The 18,908-nt window shown below is 38.0% G+C and carries 19 protein-coding genes; 3 read left to right on the top strand and 16 right to left on the bottom strand.

What is annotated here, in order from left to right:
- Positions 1 to 90: 90 nt before the first annotated feature.
- The 6 genes from D1Z92_RS06640 to D1Z92_RS06615 all read right to left on the bottom strand — a co-directional run bounded on the left by D1Z92_RS06640 (position 91) and on the right by D1Z92_RS06615 (position 8,539).
- Positions 91 to 2,346: an alpha-galactosidase gene (locus D1Z92_RS06640; protein ID WP_128894880.1), complete on the bottom strand. Its 2,256-nt coding sequence runs from the start codon at positions 2,344 to 2,346 to the stop codon at positions 91 to 93.
- A gap of 71 nt (positions 2,347 to 2,417) precedes the next feature.
- A complete protein-coding gene (locus D1Z92_RS06635) occupies positions 2,418 to 3,335 on the bottom strand; it encodes a DUF5107 domain-containing protein (RefSeq protein ID WP_240666594.1) in 918 nt (305 codons plus the stop codon).
- Complete coding sequence (galT, locus tag D1Z92_RS06630; RefSeq protein ID WP_128894879.1) at positions 3,325 to 4,869, bottom strand: UDP-glucose--hexose-1-phosphate uridylyltransferase; 1,545 nt, start codon at positions 4,867 to 4,869, stop codon at positions 3,325 to 3,327. Before galT ends, D1Z92_RS06635 begins: the two co-directional genes overlap by 11 nt.
- A 224-nt stretch (positions 4,870 to 5,093) precedes the next feature.
- Complete coding sequence (locus D1Z92_RS06625; RefSeq protein ID WP_128894878.1) at positions 5,094 to 6,095, bottom strand: hypothetical protein; 1,002 nt, start codon at positions 6,093 to 6,095, stop codon at positions 5,094 to 5,096.
- 338 nt (positions 6,096 to 6,433) lie between these two features.
- Entirely contained in the window at positions 6,434 to 7,591 is a 1,158-nt protein-coding gene (locus D1Z92_RS06620; protein WP_128894877.1) for a DcrB/PsbP domain-containing protein, read from the bottom strand.
- 270 nt (positions 7,592 to 7,861) lie between these two features.
- Complete coding sequence (locus tag D1Z92_RS06615) at positions 7,862 to 8,539, bottom strand: DcrB/PsbP domain-containing protein (protein WP_128894876.1); 678 nt, start codon at positions 8,537 to 8,539, stop codon at positions 7,862 to 7,864.
- A 177-nt stretch (positions 8,540 to 8,716) separates the two neighbouring features.
- On the opposite strand from D1Z92_RS06615, the gene D1Z92_RS06610 reads away from it, so the two are divergent.
- Positions 8,717 to 9,013: a DUF3055 domain-containing protein gene (locus tag D1Z92_RS06610; protein WP_128894875.1), complete on the top strand. Its 297-nt coding sequence runs from the start codon at positions 8,717 to 8,719 to the stop codon at positions 9,011 to 9,013.
- Positions 9,014 to 9,082: 69 nt separating this feature from the next.
- Positions 9,083 to 9,376, top strand: coding sequence for a hypothetical protein (locus D1Z92_RS06605; RefSeq protein WP_128894874.1), 294 nt, complete (start codon positions 9,083 to 9,085; stop codon positions 9,374 to 9,376).
- Positions 9,377 to 9,459: 83 nt separating this feature from the next.
- On the opposite strand, the gene D1Z92_RS06600 is transcribed toward D1Z92_RS06605, so the two are convergent.
- From D1Z92_RS06600 to D1Z92_RS06555, 10 genes are all read right to left on the bottom strand, one after another.
- Positions 9,460 to 10,368, bottom strand: a complete 909-nt coding sequence (locus D1Z92_RS06600) for a 5'-3' exonuclease (protein WP_128894873.1) — start codon at positions 10,366 to 10,368, stop codon at positions 9,460 to 9,462.
- Between the two features lie 43 nt (positions 10,369 to 10,411).
- Positions 10,412 to 10,963 carry a chromate transporter gene (locus tag D1Z92_RS06595; protein ID WP_240666592.1) on the bottom strand — a complete coding sequence of 184 codons (552 nt, stop codon included), beginning with the start codon at positions 10,961 to 10,963 and terminating at the stop codon, positions 10,412 to 10,414.
- A gap of 11 nt (positions 10,964 to 10,974) precedes the next feature.
- Positions 10,975 to 11,601, bottom strand: coding sequence for a chromate transporter (locus tag D1Z92_RS06590; RefSeq protein ID WP_128894872.1), 627 nt, complete (start codon positions 11,599 to 11,601; stop codon positions 10,975 to 10,977).
- Between the two features lie 89 nt (positions 11,602 to 11,690).
- Positions 11,691 to 12,797, bottom strand: a complete 1,107-nt coding sequence (locus D1Z92_RS06585; protein ID WP_128894871.1) for a site-2 protease family protein — start codon at positions 12,795 to 12,797, stop codon at positions 11,691 to 11,693.
- Between the two features lie 91 nt (positions 12,798 to 12,888).
- Positions 12,889 to 13,239 carry an arsenate reductase family protein gene (locus D1Z92_RS06580; RefSeq protein WP_128894870.1) on the bottom strand — a complete coding sequence of 117 codons (351 nt, stop codon included), beginning with the start codon at positions 13,237 to 13,239 and terminating at the stop codon, positions 12,889 to 12,891.
- Positions 13,240 to 13,246: 7 nt separating this feature from the next.
- Positions 13,247 to 14,209, bottom strand: coding sequence for an RluA family pseudouridine synthase (locus D1Z92_RS06575; RefSeq protein WP_128894869.1), 963 nt, complete (start codon positions 14,207 to 14,209; stop codon positions 13,247 to 13,249).
- The gene (locus D1Z92_RS06570; protein WP_128894868.1) at positions 14,206 to 14,796 is read right to left on the bottom strand and encodes a cob(I)yrinic acid a,c-diamide adenosyltransferase; all 591 of its coding nucleotides are present in this window, start codon (positions 14,794 to 14,796) and stop codon (positions 14,206 to 14,208) included. The genes D1Z92_RS06575 and D1Z92_RS06570 overlap by 4 nt, the downstream gene beginning before the upstream one ends.
- A 186-nt stretch (positions 14,797 to 14,982) precedes the next feature.
- On the bottom strand, positions 14,983 to 15,264 hold the full coding sequence (locus D1Z92_RS06565; RefSeq protein WP_240666591.1) for an aspartyl-phosphate phosphatase Spo0E family protein: 282 nt from the start codon (positions 15,262 to 15,264) through the stop codon (positions 14,983 to 14,985).
- A gap of 239 nt (positions 15,265 to 15,503) precedes the next feature.
- A complete protein-coding gene (locus D1Z92_RS06560) occupies positions 15,504 to 16,664 on the bottom strand; it encodes an aminotransferase class I/II-fold pyridoxal phosphate-dependent enzyme (RefSeq protein ID WP_240666599.1) in 1,161 nt (386 codons plus the stop codon).
- Positions 16,665 to 16,710: 46 nt separating this feature from the next.
- The gene (locus D1Z92_RS06555) at positions 16,711 to 17,202 is read right to left on the bottom strand and encodes an Lrp/AsnC family transcriptional regulator (RefSeq protein WP_128894866.1); all 492 of its coding nucleotides are present in this window, start codon (positions 17,200 to 17,202) and stop codon (positions 16,711 to 16,713) included.
- A 315-nt stretch (positions 17,203 to 17,517) separates the two neighbouring features.
- Between D1Z92_RS06555 and D1Z92_RS06550 the strand changes: the two genes are divergently transcribed.
- Positions 17,518 to 18,867 (top strand): TrkH family potassium uptake protein, encoded by a 1,350-nt coding sequence (locus D1Z92_RS06550; RefSeq protein ID WP_128894865.1) that lies wholly within the window; start codon positions 17,518 to 17,520, stop codon positions 18,865 to 18,867.
- The last annotated feature ends 41 nt before the right edge of the window (positions 18,868 to 18,908 follow it).

The raw sequence follows: 18,908 nt of genomic DNA, 5'->3' as shown, positions 1-18,908 counted from the left end.
AAGCTTTCTTATATTATAAATGCATGACTGTCAGCATAACGGAAGTGTGTTGTAAACATAGCAGCGTTACCATGTTTTCATTTTCAAGTGTTAACCTTTTTGCAAAACCCACAGTTTAGAGCAAAAATCACCGGAGTCCTCCACGAGTCCAGGGTTTGTGCCAGAAAATGAAATGCCTAGATTTAACCCTGCATACATTAACTCATCTCCATAGTGGTGATGCTCAACATTAGATTTATTTTTGAGATAAGAGTCTAACTGTTGCACGCTATATCGTTGATCCTTATCTAGACCACGTAAACACAGTCGTTTAAATCCATCATTAGGTTTTGCTAGCACTTGATAATGACCTACCAAGGCCATAGATTGATCTGGCAAGACGACCATCCATGCCGTTTCATTTCCATCCCCTTCAAATGGAGAGCGCAATCGATAAAACACACCATCGTGAATGAGTGATCGACATTGTTTATAAAATGCAATTTGTGCTTTTACTTGCTGTTTTTCTTGCTCATTCATCTTACTTACATCCAGCTCATATCCGAACGTACCAAAGAAAGCAACATTGGCTCTCGTCGATAATGGCGTCACTCGCATCACTTGATGATTCGGCACTTCGGATACGTGCGCACCTAAGGAACTCAGAGGATATACCATCGATGTGCCGTATTGAATTTTCAATCGCTCTACTGCATCCGTATCGTCACTAGTCCACGTTTGGGGCGCATAATACAGCATTCCTGGATCATATCTCGCTCCCCCACTAGCACAAGACTCAAACAAAATATGAGGGAACCTCGTCGTTAGTCGTTCATAAAGCTCATATACACCTAAAATATAGCGGTGTGGAACTTCTTTTTGACGATGAGCTGGTAAAGCAAGCGAACCGATTTCGGTCATGTAGCGATTCATATCCCATTTCACATAATGAATACTGCAATCTTGTAAAATATGTGCCATTTTCTCATCAATATAATTCACTACTTCAGGGCGTGAGAAATCCAAAACGTACTGATTTCTACCATGTGAACATGCTCGGTTGGCAACTTGGATAACCCATTCCGGATGCGTTTCATATAGTTCACTGACTTTGGATACCATCTCCGGCTCAAACCACAGTCCAAACTGCATGCCCAATTGATTTATTTTTTCAGATAAACCTTTTAAGCCGTTCGGCAATTTGTTTTTATTTTCAAACCAGTCGCCTAAAGAAGTCTTGTCGTCATTCCGTTGACCAAACCAGCCATCATCCAGCACAAACAACTCGATTCCCAATGCTTTTGCTTCTGTTGCAATGTGCAATATTTTATCTTCGTTAAAATCAAAATACGTCGCTTCCCAGTTGTTGATTAATATAGGTCTAGGCTTGTTTCTCCACATGCCTCTCGCTAGCCGATGGCGATACAACCCATGATATTGCTGACTCATTCCGTTTAACCCTTGGTCTGAATAGACGAGCACTGCTTCAGGAGCTTGAAATGACTCTCCTTCTTCTAATGTCCAACTAAAATCAAACGGGTTAATACCGATAGAAGCGCGTGCAACGTCATAATGATCTACTTCCACTTGCGCTAAAAAATTACCACTATATACTAAATTAAAACCGTATACGTCTCCCGTATCTTCCGTCGTTTCTGGACGTTTCAGTGCAAAAAAAGGATTATGCTGACTTGAACTTGTACCTCTTGTACTGCTTATAGATTGCACTCCACTTTGTAAAGCACGACACTTCACATGCCGCTCCCGCGACCAACTTCCAGAGAGCTGCACCATCTCGTAATTAGCATCAAAAAAATCAAGAGAGCAACTTAACATATGGTTGATATTTAGCGGTTTATTTCCATGATTACTAATGCTGGCGGAGCGAGTGATGACTCCATAATCTGTGAAAACGGTATATAATAAACGCAGTTGTGCATTCGTCACTTCATCATATAGTGTAATTTCTAACGTCTCTGCTTCTTGCTCGTCCTCTACATACGTCGCTGGTAAGCCTTGCAATGCAGGTTTCCCTTTCATGATGCGATACGATTGGTATTTAAAATCACTAATACGACTTCCATCCTCTTGCTCTATATGCAGGGCTGGATAACGAAAATCAGTTGTGCCATAGACGGGATACTCCTGTTGCACTAAATCTAATGAGAATTGGTTATTTCCTTCATACACATAAGCGGTTGCTCCTCTTTCATCTTCCTGATAAAAAGAGGAAAAGTCTTCTACATGATGTAACCGCTTCCCAAAATAAAGATGTCCGATATGACCATTTTTTAATACGTGAAAGATGTAACTTAAGCTGTCGTTTTGCAGATGGAACTGTAAAGAAGATGCATTGACGTGAATCATTCCAACCAGCCTCCTTTTCCATTTTGTTATTTTCTATCACTGTTGATCTTTTACTTTTACAAAAAATTTATTTATTTTAACACCATGTTGAAATACCATTCATAGCATCCATTCGCTGGGATGGTGCTCACTTTGCGCTGCTTATGTGCTACATACACGTCATCATATACACCAGTACATGGTTCTAACGCAAAATTGTAGTGTCCACGGTAGCCGCCTTCCGTTTTCCATATGCCTAAATACGGCACTTTATCAGTAGGAAATTGATAATGCAATTCTCGCTTCCTATTTTCCTGCAAGACACCACACCATCCTTCTTTTAAGGCAGTGGTAAAGTAAAATTTTTCACATTGTTTCGTTTGCAACGCAAATGTAGATAAATCCAACCTCTCATCTGTATGCGCATGTTTTGTGATCGGATAACGATGTCGCGTGCCCCATTCCCCTAAATGATGACTGCTGTGTTCCACATTCATGACTTCGTTCAAGTCTGGCGGAAGGATAATGCGCGTGTGCTCATCCATGTTGAGCAAAGCATGCGGTGTCCAAATAAAAGCAAAGTCATCGTCACTACCATTGATTGCGGTATACGAAAAATGCAGCCCATTATCCACAAGTTCCACTTCTTTCACCAAAGTATACGGAAAAACAGGACTATTTACCCTTAGCAAAAGTGTAGAAGCGGAGTACTGTATGCATTCCCATGGCATCGCCCAAACTTCTCCGTGGTCGGGAACGGGCTGACCATGTAGCGGATGGAAGGATGCATCGATACTAGGAAACACTTCATCAAATCCGCTAGCATCATAGTGTGAAAAATTTGCTCCATACGACGGCACTTGAAGTTCTGTTTCATCACTTTGAAACAACCACTCGTACTGGGCTTGCTTATCATAAAAACTGCATAACTTGCCTCCATAAGAAGGTAAAAATGTCGCTTTCACCATCTCATTTTCTAATGTGATCGCTGGAACACCTTTATAGTTCATGCTTGTTCCCTCCCGCTTCATGATGAAGATGGTGAAGGAAACGATCAAAAGCTTCCAACCCTTGCTGGTCCTGTTTGAACACTCCAGCATGCTCCAACACCACAGAAAATACTTGACCCACTTGCTGTTGGAGCATTTCCGTCACGTTGTCTTCATTCACGAGATGAGCCCACTCTTTTGCCCATGGGACATGCTTTGCTGTGACTTCATCTTGCATGGCGATCTGTTCAAAATCGGGACGCAGCATGTAATTACCGAGTAACGTTAACTCCTCTTTCAACCGCCCTGGTAATACCGCTAAACCCATCACTTCAATCAATCCAATATTTTCTTTTTTAATATGATGCACTTCGGCATGAGGGTGAAAAATACCGAGCGGATGTTCATCACTAGTACGGTTATTCCGTAGCACCAAATCCATTTCAAACTTTCCGTTGGCATGACGCGCAATTGGTGTAATGGTGTGATGCGGCGTATCTCCTGATGAACACATCACTCCCACTGTTTCATCACTGTACTGTTGCCATTGCTGTAAAATGTATGCTGCTGCTTCTGATAATCGATGGCGATCTGTACTTGTAATACGAATGACACTCATCGGCCAATGTAATCTACCTGCCTCTACCGTCTCAAACTGTGGCATAGTAAAGGAGGCTGCTGTACTTGCTTTCGCCATAGGAAATTCATGATGCCCACCTTGAAAATGATCGTGAGTTAAAATAGATCCTCCTACAATCGGTAAATCTGCATTGGAACCGACAAAATAATGAGGAAATTGATCTACAAAATGCAGCAAGTGATCAAACGTGCGCTTGGAAATCTTCATCGGCTCATGATCTTTCGAAAAGACGATGGCGTGCTCATTAAAATAAACGTAAGGCGAATACTGTAAATACCAAGTCTTCTCACCTAAATTCAACGGTATAATACGGTGATTTTGCCTACTAGGATGATTGACTCTGCCACCATATCCAACATTTTCTTTACAAAGTAAACATTTCGGATAAGACGACTGTTTCATTCGCTTCGCGGCAGCAATCGCTTTTGGATCTTTCTCTGGCTTTGATAAATTAATGGTTATTTCCATATCTCCATAATCGGTACTGCTGAGCCAATGTTCATTTTTTTGTACTCTATCGGTTCTAATATAGTAACTATCATGCGATAACTGATAAAAATAGTTTGTAGCTGTTTTGGGACCGTTTTCATAATACGAGAAAAAACGTTCATTGACCTCAGATGGCCTTGGCATTAAACAAGCCATCAGCGCTGTATCTAGCAAATCACGATACGTTACTGTATTTTCCTGCAATAACCCATGCTCAAATGCCCAATCTAACATATCTGCTAGAATGTTAACGGGTGTTTCGGGTATGGATTCTTCACTTTCATTGGCTTCATATGGATGATCATACTCATCCAGCTGTAACACATGAAGCAACCTATTTCTTGCATCATCGACATCACTATGTTGTAATAACTTCTTGTTTACACCATACTGTAAAAGTCTATTAATGGAACTGTAAATGTTCATGTCCCATCCCTCCTGATTGTTGTAAAACAAGGCAAACAAATCTTTACTAAAAGTTTACTACTTATTTAGTAAAATTGCTACAATAATTTATTAAAAAAAGACCTCTTTTATTAAAAGAGGTCTTCCAGCAAACAGTTGCTTTACATGTAAATAAAGCATAACGTTAAAAAAGTACTGCCTTATACACATGTAAAGCTAAGTATATTCATCATTGTAATGTATTGTTATCTCATATCTAGATGTAAACCTATACATAATAATTGATTTGTATATCCACCCATTTCATTTTTAAACCTAGCCCATCCAATAGGAATTGCCCAAAATCTACCGTGTGCCATATAAGTTAAACCTTTTGTCGTCTTAGGTATAATGACTTTATAAAATGTTTTTTCTTCTTCGTCTTCTGCTTCAGCTTCTTTTTCATCCAAGATCATGTACACATCAGAAAAAATACCATCTTCATCTTTCATTTGTAACTCATCAGAATCAGTTACTATAAATCCAGTATACGATAATATTTTTCCACTGTATGGAGTGATATCTTTGCCCAATAACTCTATATCAACAGGGTCAGATGTTGCATCTTTAACAGCTTGTATATCCTGCTCTGTTTTTGCAGGGAAAAGTTGGTGATGTTCAGAGATAAGCTTGAAAGATGAAGCAGGTAAGTTTAATGCTCCATTAGTTTCTATATTAATAAGTTTATTAATATACATTGCAATTTCCTGTCCCTCGTCATGCACCGTAGAATTTACCCTAAAACTATCCACTATAGGATTGAATTTCACTATATGATTGAATACATTCTGATAACTATCATAGTCTTCTGCTGTTGTTTCACATTTAATGATGTAGCCTATGTTATCTTCTACGTAAAACACTTTTTTAGTTAATAATGGATATTCCTTATTTAATACATTAATATAAACATATTCTAGCGCCTCAACCCCATTTACTATAACAACGGAGGTGGGGCTAACTTGTTTAAAATATCGGACGTTTGGCGTTCTTATCAAATGATCATTAAAATATTGTTCATATGTCATCTCTTTTGACAGCTGCTCCGTCGAAACGGTGACATTCGTTGCAAAATGTCCATCTAATACAGTTTGTGAGGAACTTACAGTATCCAACTTTACATCCACCTGTGTGTCCCAAATATCAGGTAAACTAATGTGAAAAGTACCAGCTTCGTATTCCACTAGTTCGAATTTTTTTACTTCCATTTCATTACCTCACTATCGTCATTTTTATTGGTATTATTTCCAGGTTTACAAAATAAAAATTTGTTTCAAACGTTTCATATTTGTAAACGATGTACTTTATATCTAAACATATGATAACACACTTTTTAAATATACGTATAATATATTTGTTTCGAAATGATGAATAAAATAGTAATACATATTCAATAATCATTTAAATTTTTTTGCATTTTATGTATCTAACACGGATATGACTGATATATCTATACAACATCACAAGAAAAAGACTGTCTTCCAATCTCTTTGGACAGACAGCCTTATTGCATGTATTTTAAACATTCTATTATGTGGTCGATGTATTATTCTACTATCTCCATATGGGAACCAACAAATAATTGTACATCTGTATAGCCACCATATTCATTTTCAAACTCATAGCGCCCTACAGGAGCCCCCCAAAATTGAACGTAGTCTTCTTCAAATATATCTCTTGTAGATTTAGGTGTCATCACTTCATAGTGTGTATCCCCTTCTTCATTCTTAATAAGATACACATCAGAAATCATCCCATCTACATCTGTCACTTCGTACGCATCAAGCACTGATCCAGAGTAAGTTAATATCGTCTCATAGAATGGAGTAACATCGATGTTCAATAACGCTATATCAACAGCATCATCTGCTGCATCCTTCACAGCTTGGATATCTTCCTCTGTAACAGCAGGGAAAATAGTATAGTTTGCAGCTATGAATTGATAAGATGCATCGGATAATTCTAATGCTTCATAAGATTCAGTATAAATGAGTTCATCAATATAGATCGCTGCTGCTTCTCCATCTGTGTACACGGCAGTACTTAGTCCAAAACTACCCGCTATATCTTTAAATACATTTTCATAACTGCTGTATACTTCTTCTGTTGTTGAAAATGTAATAACGTAGGCGATATTTTCTTCTACATAGAACACTTGCTTAATTTGCAAGTTGTAATTATTATATGTGTACGTATACACAACTTCTTTCCCTGTAATTTCATTTACTGTCACATCAGAGGATGAAATTTGATTATAATCTTTAAGTCCAGCTAAACTTTCGAATGAAAGCTGATTGTAATCTTCAAGTGTCATCCCTTCTGGTATTTCCTCACTCAACACATTAACATTAGTTGCAAAGTCGCCTTCAAATTCACTATCCAAGGATATTATAGCATTCGTTGCTTGGTCGATCTCTATATCCCAATCTACGGGTAAACTTATGTAATATGAACCAGCGTTGTACTCTTCTAATTCAAACTCTTTGGCTTCCATTTCTTTTTCACTACTGCTGTCTTCTTCATCACTTTCTTCTGTGCTAGTTTCTTCTTTTGTTTCACTTTCAACTTCTGCTTGGTTGGTTTCTTCTTTCGTTTCTTCTTTTGTTTCGCTTACCACTTCTTCATTTGATTCACCAGAAGAACAAGCCACCACTACCATCATCATTAACATGATGAAAATAAAACTTTGTAATATTTTTTTCATTTTCCTTCTTTTCCTCCATTTTTCTACAATATATACTTTAATCGTACATATCATAACATATTTTTAAAATATACGTATAATATATTTATCGAAATAATGAACAAAAAAGTAATACATATTCAATATAAGTTTTACATTTTTTATTTTATGTATCCCGTACGAATATGTAGGATGGATTTTTACAACTTCACAAGAAAAAGACTGTCTACCAATCTCTTGGTACAGACAGCCTTATTGCACTTTGTTTTACTTGTTTATTGTGTATTGAAATTATGATTTGATTTCGAAACTATTCGTTATGTCATTCACTATATTCTCATAACTATCAAATTCTTTTTGCGTAGTAGCAAATGAAATAACATACGCGTAGTCATCTTTCATTAAGATAGTTTGTCGATTTTGCAACGCAATCTTTTCATTACTACCTTCAGGTGTATTGGTATACGTATATATAATCTCTTTTGCAGCGACATCATTTACCGTTACATCCGTATAAGAAACTTCATTGTAATCCACAAAAAAAGAAGTTAGACTTTGCCTTGCTACTTCGCTGTATTGTTCCAATGTACTTCCTTCTCCTAGTTCTTCAATCAGAACATTGATATTCGTTAGAACACCGTTAACTACATTTGTATCCCAAGCAATGATAGTATTTAATTGCTCGTCTACCTGCTTGTCCCACTCTATAGGTAATTGAACATGGTACATTTCCAATTCATTTTTCTCTAATTCTAGCACTTTTTGTTCCACTTGCTCTGCATTATTATCTTCTTCCCCCATTTCTTCCTTCTTCATATCGTCTGTGGATTCATTTTCTTCCTTCTCCATTTCTTCCTCTGTTCCACTTTCCATTTCATTCTCATCTTTGCTTGTATCATCAGAGGAACAAGCCACCGCTAACATCATCATAAGCAGCAACAACAAAGAAACTTGTAACATTTTTTTCATTTACATTCTCCTATCATCATTTTTTACAATATAGAAACACTACAGCTAATTATAGTTTATCATTTTAATAGAGGAATTAACATATTTTTCATTCTAAAGTATTGTCCATGTACAGCCCTTACAATGTGATACATTTTCCTTTACAATAAAAGTATATACAAGAGGAGGAATGAATGGATGACATCATTTGATTTTTTATCGGATAGCAAAGAAGAAACAACCACCCGCTTTGTATGTTTCATCGGTGAAGATAGTATGAAAAGATTTGATTTGGCCATTACGACAACAAATCGATTTTACGGAAAAAAATTAGTGACCGATTTACAAGGTGGCAAGACAGCTATCATTGGTCCAGACGATTTAGAAGAAGAAGGATATTTAGCGTATACGTTTAAAATAAGCGAAGAGGAAGAAGAAGAGCTGAAGCAATTTTTATACCAAGTGGTAGGCACGATTAATTTTACCGATCAATAAAAAGCACGTATTCACATAGACAACAGATTTGATCATAACTTATGTGCATTAGGGCATACTACAACTGGTATGGAAAACAAAGGAGAATGTCACTTGCAACATGTGCGCGAGGAAAGAAGAAGCGACTATACCGATTTATCTACTGTAGAATCACATCGTAATGATTTAGCAGCAGAAGAATTCCCAGAAGGGCCGTATGGTTCCAGCTTGCCATCGACGTCCTTAGGTAAAAGTACCCCTTGGCGTGAAGATCAGCGCCCTCCAAACCGATTTGTTTATGAAAATCGAAAGCTACACGCTGATTTGCCAAGGCAATATCCACCTGAGCATGTTACACATGACTCCTCTGATGAACAAAAATAACCATACCAAAAAAACAGGAGCTGCGATGAAAAGCAGTTCCTGTTTCGTTTTGTTAATGACAGATGTTGAACAGATGTTGAACATTAACTAGCAAACGTTCTCAGTATGGATCTAAATTCAAATTCCTCTAACTTCGCCATCACTTTACCTTTTTCCACTTCATATAAACAGTCGTCCAAGGAACAATCCAACTCTAGATCTGTCGCAATGGTCGCTAATTGTTTAGATAAATAAATTTGATCTTTATGCTCTAGCAATCTTTCTTTCAGTTTCCCCTTAATTTCATCAATATGAGCATACACATTATCCACCGTTTCATACTGTTGAATGAGTTTTAGGGCTGTTTTTGGACCAACATTCGGACAACCTGGAATATTATCAGACGCATCTCCCATAAAAGCTTTCATTTCTATCACATGATCTGGAGATGTAATTTCTCTGAGTGCTTCTAAGTTGTGCAAGTCAACTAGCTCGTAATTGCCAAATCCTTTTTTCATCAGTGCTACAGAAGTATTGGCATTAATTAATTGCAGCGTATCTCCATCCCCTGTTAAAATATGCACTCGCTGCCCCTCATCTGAAAATTTGCGGGATAACGTACCGATCACATCATCCGCTTCATACCCTTTCACACCAACGGCAGGTATATTAAATGCTTCGACTAGCTCCCAACACTTATCAAACTGAGGAATTAACTCCAACGGAGGTTCCCCCCGATTTGCTTTGTAAGCATCATACAGTTCATTACGAAACGTCTTCGATCCCATATCAAATGCACAAACGACATGGGAAGGTCTAAAATAATCTATCGCATGAAGCATATATCTCGTAAACTGATACACACCATTCGTGTACAATCCATAGGACGTTTTCATATAGTTACCTACCGAAGCCGTAGCATAAAAACCACGAAACAACAAAGCAAAACTATCAATAATGAGCACAGAAGATGCTTGTTGATTCTGTCCATCTAATTTCATATCATTTGTCATGATTGCAACATCCACTCCCTTTACATCATTTCATAAAAAGGCATTAAGTAAAAAATACAATACCCATAATCCCCGCACCTAATAAAATAAAAAAAGGATGCAGTCTATATTTCATTAATCCAAATAAACAGCCCGCAAAGATACCGATCATAAAAACAGTTTTACTAGAAAAACCTGTTGTCGGAATAACGCCGTTTTTCATGGCGAACAATATAGCGGCGTAAGCAATAAAACCAGCAATGACAGGGCGCAAGCCGTAAAATGCCGCTTTCATCGTCTTACGCTGATATATTTTATAAAAAAAAGTGGCAACGATGGTACAGAGTAAGAAAGTGGGTAATACGATACCGATAACAGCAAAAACAGCGCCTAGCCAGCTCTGCGTTTGGAATCCTATCATGACCGCACTGTTCACGGCAATCGGTCCCGGTGACATGCTAGCGATCGCAATGACATCGCTAAATTGCTGCAAATCCATCCACGCGAACTTATCCACTACTTCATGCTGCATAATTGGGATCATCGCGTAACCACCACCGTAAGAAACCATCCCTATCATAAAAAATGTAACGAACAAGTCGAGCAACGTCTGCACAACATCTCTCCTTAAATACCGTCACCGATATAATAATCTCGGTATTTATATTTACGCTCTTCATGCTCTAAGGTCGTAAACAGCCCAAGCATATGACGTATTTTCACGACAACAATACCTGTGACCATACCAAGTATGATCATGAGAGCAGGATGCACACCCAACACGTATAACAATGCTATGGATGCGATGGCAATAGCTAATGTGGTCTTATCTAAAATGGCCGTTCTGCCTACTTTCCAAGCCGCATACGTAATGATAGCCACTATAGCAGCTCTTATACCTTGGAAAGCAGCGGCCACTTTAGGGTGATCCTTAAATTGTAGAAAAAAGATACCGATGACAATCATCATTAAAAACGTGGGAATGACCACACCTAGCATGGATACGATCGCACCCTTTATCCCCTTGAGCCTGTACCCTATAATAGCCGCACAGTTGATGGCAATGGCACCGGGCACAGATTCGGCCAAAGCGATAATCTCCGCCATTTCTCTTGGGGATATCCATTTTCTCCTCTCCATCATTGCCTTTTCTATTAAAGGAATCATGGAGAATCCACCCCCGAATAAGAGTGGACTCATTTTAGTAAATATAGTAAACAATTCTGTATTGCGTATAGACTCGTTTGGATTCATGGCTACTTTTCATCCTTTTTACTCTATCTACTACAATCCTTTGCGGCTGGCTACGGAGGCGTAAACTTTTATTCCATCATTTCTTCATCTTATCTACTTACAAAGAAAGGCAGTTGCGTAGCGATGCTCATCATCCATAATAAAAATAACGCCAAGCCAACGTACAACAAACCAAACTTCCATCTCGTTGCTGGTTTCACTTCATAATACGTATCATTTTCAAATGGCTTTGCAGAAACCACGACAGGAAGATGTAAATAACGCCCTGACTCCTCCATTTTCTGCTTAAACGATGTCACTTCTACTTTCTCAATCAACGCTTGCGAAGGCATTTCTATCGTCTCGTGTAAATCCAGCATGTCCCAATGTACATCGACGATTTGTGTACCGTCTAATTTGGAATACGTCGTAAAAGCAATTTCACGACGATGTGCTTCTCCTGGAATCATCATTCCACTTTGTAGCATGGGCTCCAGTGGCTTTTTAAATTCAAATGTGACCGGTAACGTCTTGTCTGCATGCTTCTTTTTTAACACATATTTTTGATATAAATCAATGGCGAAAAATACCCAGATGATAAAAAACAAAATACTTTTCAGCCAAACAATAACTGCCAGACCACCAATAAGCCCAAGCAGCCACAGCCATCTTGTCACGGCAACTGAAATTCTGCCTCCATCCAGTGGATGTATCGGTAATAAATTTAGTAAGTTAATGAAAAAGCCTACATAAGCGATAGTGACTAATAAAGAACTTTCCAAATACATCGCTAATCCTAGTGTGCCCACTGCACCCATCGTACCTACTAACGGTCCTCCATAAGCAATGTATGCCTCTGTCTCTGCATCCTGTGGATGTCGCTTCATATTTATCAACGCACCCATAAAAGGAATAAAGAGTGGAGCAGAAACAGGCAACCCTTTCCGCTTCGCGGCGATAACATGTCCACATTCATGAATGAAAATCATGAGGACAAGCCCGATAGAAAACTGAATCGGAAATATAAGCGCATAGGCTCCTACAGAGATCATCATACTGATAAATGGAGTTAAAAACTTTGCCGATTTCAATAAAGCAAACACGGCTTTGTATTTAGATAAAATAAAAATTCCGATGGTTCCTAGTATCCACCATTTACTTCGTTCTTTTTGTCCTTGTTTATCTACTTCTTTATTTTGTAGTTCGTTATCATTCAAAAGACTATACACCACCTAAAAAGCCCAACATTTTGTCTTGTCATTTCAAACATGAAATTCAAGCATGGAAGCATAACTTCATGTATTTATTTTACCATACTTGTTCAAATGTTATTTCTTTGAAACCAACTGTCACTTGCTTGTCTCCTACTACGATAGGACGTTTAATTAACTTGCCGTCGGATGCAAGCAACGTTATTTTTTCTTCTTTCGTCATACTTGGCAGTTTGTCTTTCAAGCTCATCTGTCTATACACTTGACCAGAAGTGTTAAAAAACTTCTGTATATCTAACTCACTCGTTTCGATGATCTCTTCTAATTCCTTTTCACTTGGGGGCTGCTCCACAATATCAACAAGCTGTAACTCGTGCCCTCTCTCGTTCAACCATTTTATCGCTTTGCGACATGTGCTGCATTTCGGATAATGATATACCTTTAACATGTTTCATCTATTCCTTCCTCTTATGACTTCCATTTAGTTTGTTGGTATTCGTTCCATCTTTCTTATCACTTAATATGTGTTGTAATTGGTGTAGATCTTCTGGCCAAGGTGCTGTGAATTCACATCGTTCTTTTAACGTAGGGTGTTGAAAAGATAACGTTTCGGCATGCAGTGCTTGTCTACTAAAAGCGTAAACGTTGGAAGGAGCGTACATCGCATCCCCAATTAAAGGATGTCCAAGATGTTTCATATGCACACGAATTTGATGCGTTCTTCCTGTCTCCAGCCAACACCTTACTAACGTAGCGCCCTCATAACGCGTTTGCACTTCATAGTGCGTACGTGCGTCATAACCGTCCTCTCTTACGACACGTAGGTGAGTATCTTCATCGTCTCTACCGATAGGTGCATTGACCGTACCGTGTGACGTCTCCACGTTGCCATGTACGAAAGCAATGTATTGTTTATTCACGGTTCCTTCTTCCATTTGTTTCGCTATGTTTTGATGGGCGTAAGGATTTTTGGCAATCACAAACACCCCGGATGTATACTGATCTAATCGATGAGCAGGTCGATAACGATAGTGTTCCCCTTTTTGCTGCCAGTAATATACAACCCCGTTGCCTAATGTTCCTGTATGGTGACCTGTTGTAGGGTGAACGACAACACCTGCTTGTTTGTTCAACACTAGTATCGTGTCATCTTCATACAAAATGTCTATATCCATACGTTCTGGTTGAATATAGTCAGAATCCTCTTCTAACATGCGTACGGCAATGACATCTCCCTTTTGCACAACATAATTGACATGCTGCCGCTCCCCGTTCACCTCAATTCCACGAGGTGTTACTTTTATTTTCGTCAACAACCTTCTGGAAATGCCTAATTGAGAGGACAGCACTTTCTTCACTTGCATTCCATCTTCTGCTGCTGTAATGTCCACAAAGATTGGTTTATAATATTCACTCATTTTTTTGGAGGAAACACCTCTGCACTGCGAATATACGCTACGTCTTTCTCCTGCTCTAACGCGTTGCCTACTCTTGCTAACACAAAGAAAAGATCCGATAGACGATTCACATATTTCAATACTTCGTCGTTGATGTCTTGTTCATGACACAGCGTCACGATTCTTCTTTCCGCTCTGCGACAAACGGTGCGACACACATGAAGTTTGGATGAGAAATCTGTTCCGCCTGGTAAGATGAACTTCGTAATCGGCTCCGTTTGCGCCTCCCACTCATCAATCCAATGTTCTAGTTGCTCCACCTGCGAAGCTTGGATTTTATAACCTCTCTCTCCCTCTTTCAGTGCCGCCAAATCAGCACCACAATCAAACAATTCATGTTGAATGGATAGCAGCATTTGAGCAATATCATCGTATTTATGCTGTTGATCTTGCACTTGTTTTTGTTGTACTATACTTCTAGCTTCCCCTACGAAGCTGTTCAATTCATCTAATGTACCATACGCTTCTACTCTGGCATTATCTTTTTGGACGACGCCACCAATGAGTGATGTCTTCCCTTTATCTCCTGTTCTTGTATATAGTTTCATGAAGATCATTCCTTTTCATGTAATGTTGGCTCATCATGTATCTTACCCCTATTATACACGAAGTAACTTTACACAAAGAAGTTTCATGCATGTATGAACAAAAAAAGATCGCTAACCACGTCAACGTGATTGCGATGCTTTACGATACTTTTCTATTTTTTCTATTTGCTTTTGTTAGAGAAGGGCTTATGATCCATTCATTTGTTGTTTCATTTTCATGAATTCATTAATTTTAATGTCGAGCAAGCAGCTGGTATCAATGACGACCGCTGATGTAAATGCGTGACCACTTAAAAACTCTCTCTCCATCTTCCTCCGTAGTTGCATGATGTCTTCTTCTAAATGTATCAATTTAGATGGGAAAGAAGGAGTACTGCGAGTTTTAATTTTCCAAGTGTTATTGTCTCTTCGTTCAAATAAGTACATTTTTTTATTATCTGGAAATTGATATTTCACTATTTCTACCATGTCCCGCACCACCTTCTCATCAAAAAGATATTTTAGTAGAACATTTCATCACGACACCGTATATATACTTTCCATTGTAACTTGAAATATTTGATTACAATTGTAAAAAAATATAGTTACATTATAAAATAAAACACTTGTTAAAGTCTACTTATATTTGAAAAATATAACTATGTTATTCACACAATCCTCATCATATAACAAAATGAGGTCGTAAGGGAACCCATCATTCACGCACCCTAAAATTGATTTACAAATCTACCGATACGTTGTATTGCTTCTGTTAATTGCTGCTCTGATGTTGCATACGAACAACGAACAAAACCTTCTCCACCTTGTCCAAAAGCATCGCCTGGAACGACTGCAACTTCTTCTTCCTCTAGTAGTTGTAATGCAAATTCGGAAGAAGAAAGTCCAGTAGATTTAATGGATGGAAAAGCATAGAAAGCGCCTTTTGGCTCGTGACAATCTAAACCAATGGAACGAAAACCTTCTACAATTAATCTTCTACGCTGATTATAGGAATTGACCATCTTATCTTTTTCCTGCATCCCATTTTGCAATGCTTCTAACGCTGCCATTTGACCCATTGTAGGTGCGCACATGATCGTATACTGGTGTATTTTGAGCATCGCTGCAATTAAATCTGGATGGCCACACGTATATCCGATACGCCAACCTGTCATCGCAAATGCTTTGGAAAAACCACTAACGATAATCGTGCGATCCTTCATCCCCGGAACAGTAGCAAAGCTGACGTGCTTCCTTTCATATGTCAATTCCGCATAAATTTCATCCGATATAACGATGAGGTCATTTTCTTCTACTATTTTTGCTATGGGCAGCCAATCTTCATAAGACATGACAGCGCCGGTTGGATTACTTGGGTAGCACAATATTAATACTTTCGTATTTGGCGTAATGGACTGTTGTAATGCCTCTGCCGTTAATTTAAATTGATTTTCTGCTGTCGTTTCAACAGCCACGGGAACCCCACCAGAAATCGAAGTAATCGGTAAATACGACACATAGCACGGTTGTGGGATTAATATTTCATCACCCGGATTAATTAACGTACGAAGTGCTAGATCGATAACCTCACTTCCCCCTACGCTAACGACAATTTCATGATCGGGATCATAATCCAACTCAAATTCACGATGTAAGTAATGACTGATTTCATTTCTTAATTCAGGCAAACCCGCATTCGGTGTATAACTCGTTCTGCCTCGTTCTAACGAATAAATAGCAGCTTCACGAATGTGCCATGGTGTAATAAAATCTGGCTCTCCTACACCGAGGGAAATCGTATTTTTGCTTCCACTACTCACTAAATCAAAAAATTTACGAATGCCAGAAGGAGGAATTTGTTGTACTTTCGATGTTACATATTGCTTCATGGACTCTTTTTCAAATCTAGGTTCATTACCCATTCGTTTCACATCCTTATGGAGAAACCATCATGCGATGATCTTCTTCGTGATCTTCGAAAATGATGCCATCTTGCTTATATTTTTTTAATATAAAGTGTGTTTTTGTTGATAACACCGCATCCAATGTGGATAGCTTAGATGATACAAATGTTGCTACTTCTTTTAATGTTTTTCCTTCAATCTCCACTTGCAAATCGTAAGAACCTGACATTAAATACACTGTCTTGACTTCTGGATATAAATATATACGCTCCGCAATTGCATCAAACCCTCTACCGCGTTCAGGTGTAATTTGCACTTCAATCACGGCGGTCACTTTACTGTCATCCACTTTACTCCAGTTAATGACTGGTGCATACTTGACGATAATTTTTTCTTCTTCCATTTCTTTGATCGCCTGATCCACTTTTTCTTGTGGTACACCTAGCATGGTCGAAATGATGTTGCTGTTTTTACGTGCGTCTTCTTTTAGCAACGCTAATATTTGTAATTTAAACTCATCCATCTGTCACTCCACCTTTATCTTTATTCTATATTAACTTTAATAAATAATTTTTCATGATCATCAATATTTTCCATATAATGAATTTCCTAAAATGAATGTTCTTTCTATTCTACACCGTTCACCTACAACCTGTAAATTGAAATACGTAGCCATATTTTTATGTATAAGCAGCAGTATTGCGATGATGTAAGGTTTATAATGATTAAAGACTTATTTTTTATTAGAAAAATAATTTGAAATGAGGTATGATATGTTAATCATGTATCTATGCTATCTAAGATGAAGAAATTTTTTTTAAAGGCGGAATGAAACAACATGCGGTGGAAGAAACCGAAACAGCTAACTCCAACTCAATACATTATTTTAGGGTATTTAGCTGCAATTCTTATTGCTTCTGTAATTTTAATGCTTCCTATCAGTTTAGAAGAAGGTCAGGAATTATCTTATATTGATTCTTTATTTACAGCGACAAGCAGTGTGAGTGTCACGGGGTTAACGGTGGTCAATGTGAAAGACACCTTCACCACATTTGGTGAAATCATTATGCTGATTTTGTTCTTGTTAGGCGGAATTGGCATTATTACGCTAGGTACTTTTTTATATTTATTACTTGGCAGAAACATTAGTTTGTCTTATCGCCAGCTGATTATGATTGATCAAAATAGAAATCAATTATCTGGTTTAGTCCAGCTTATGCGATTAGTGATTTTTCTTTCTCTTATTTTTGTACTCATCAGTACCGTATTGTTCGGTCTATATTTCTATATTAGAGGGTATTTTGACAACGTATTAACGGCACTGTATTATGGGTTATTCCATTCCATATCTTCTTATACGAATGCTGGTTTCGATATTTTCGGAAACTCATTACAAGATTTTTCGCATGACTATATCGTACAGCTATTGACGATGTTACTTATTATTATTGGGGCAATTGGATTCCCTGTATTAATTGAAGTGAGAGAATATTTATTCGGTAAACATAGCAATTTCCGTTTCACATTGTTTACGAAATTAACGACGTTTACCTTTTTTATTTTATTAGTGATCGGTACGGTTGGCATCTTTATATTAGAAAATAGCTTATATTACGCTAACATGGCTTGGCACGAAAAATTGTTTTATTCCTTGTTCAATTCAGTAACCGCAAGGAGTGGTGGACTATCCACAATGGATGTTAGTGAGTATTCGTCAGCTACTCAAATATTTATGTCTGTACTGATGTTTATTGGAGCAAGTCCATCTAGTGTAGGTGGTGGAATACGAACAACGACATTCGCCATTATTTTATTAACGTTTATGACGTATGCTGTTGGGAGAACAGAAGTAAGGGTATTTCGCAGATCGATAAAACAAAGTGACATGATCAAAAGTTTCGTCATTATTACAGGTGGAATCATGTTAGTCATCACCAGTTTAATCGTCTTGCAGGCAGTAGAACCAGACAAATCAATTAATGCGATTATATTTGAAATCGCTTCTGCATTTGGAACATGTGGTCTGTCGATGGGCATAACGCCTGACCTGTCCAATATTGGGAAGTTGATTATTATGCTGTTGATGTTTATGGGTCGAATAGGAATCTTCTCTTTACTTTATTTGTTCCGTACGAAGAAAAAGAAAGAAACATACCATTACCCAAAAGAGGACATTATTATCGGCTAACCAGAGTTAAGGAAGATGTGAAGGAACCAAATCATTTGGTT

It is taken from the genome of Longirhabdus pacifica (assembly GCF_004115085.1).
GTDB lineage: Bacteria > Bacillota > Bacilli > Paenibacillales > DSM-105158 > Longirhabdus > Longirhabdus pacifica.
This window is presented reverse-complemented; position numbering and strand designations above follow the sequence as displayed.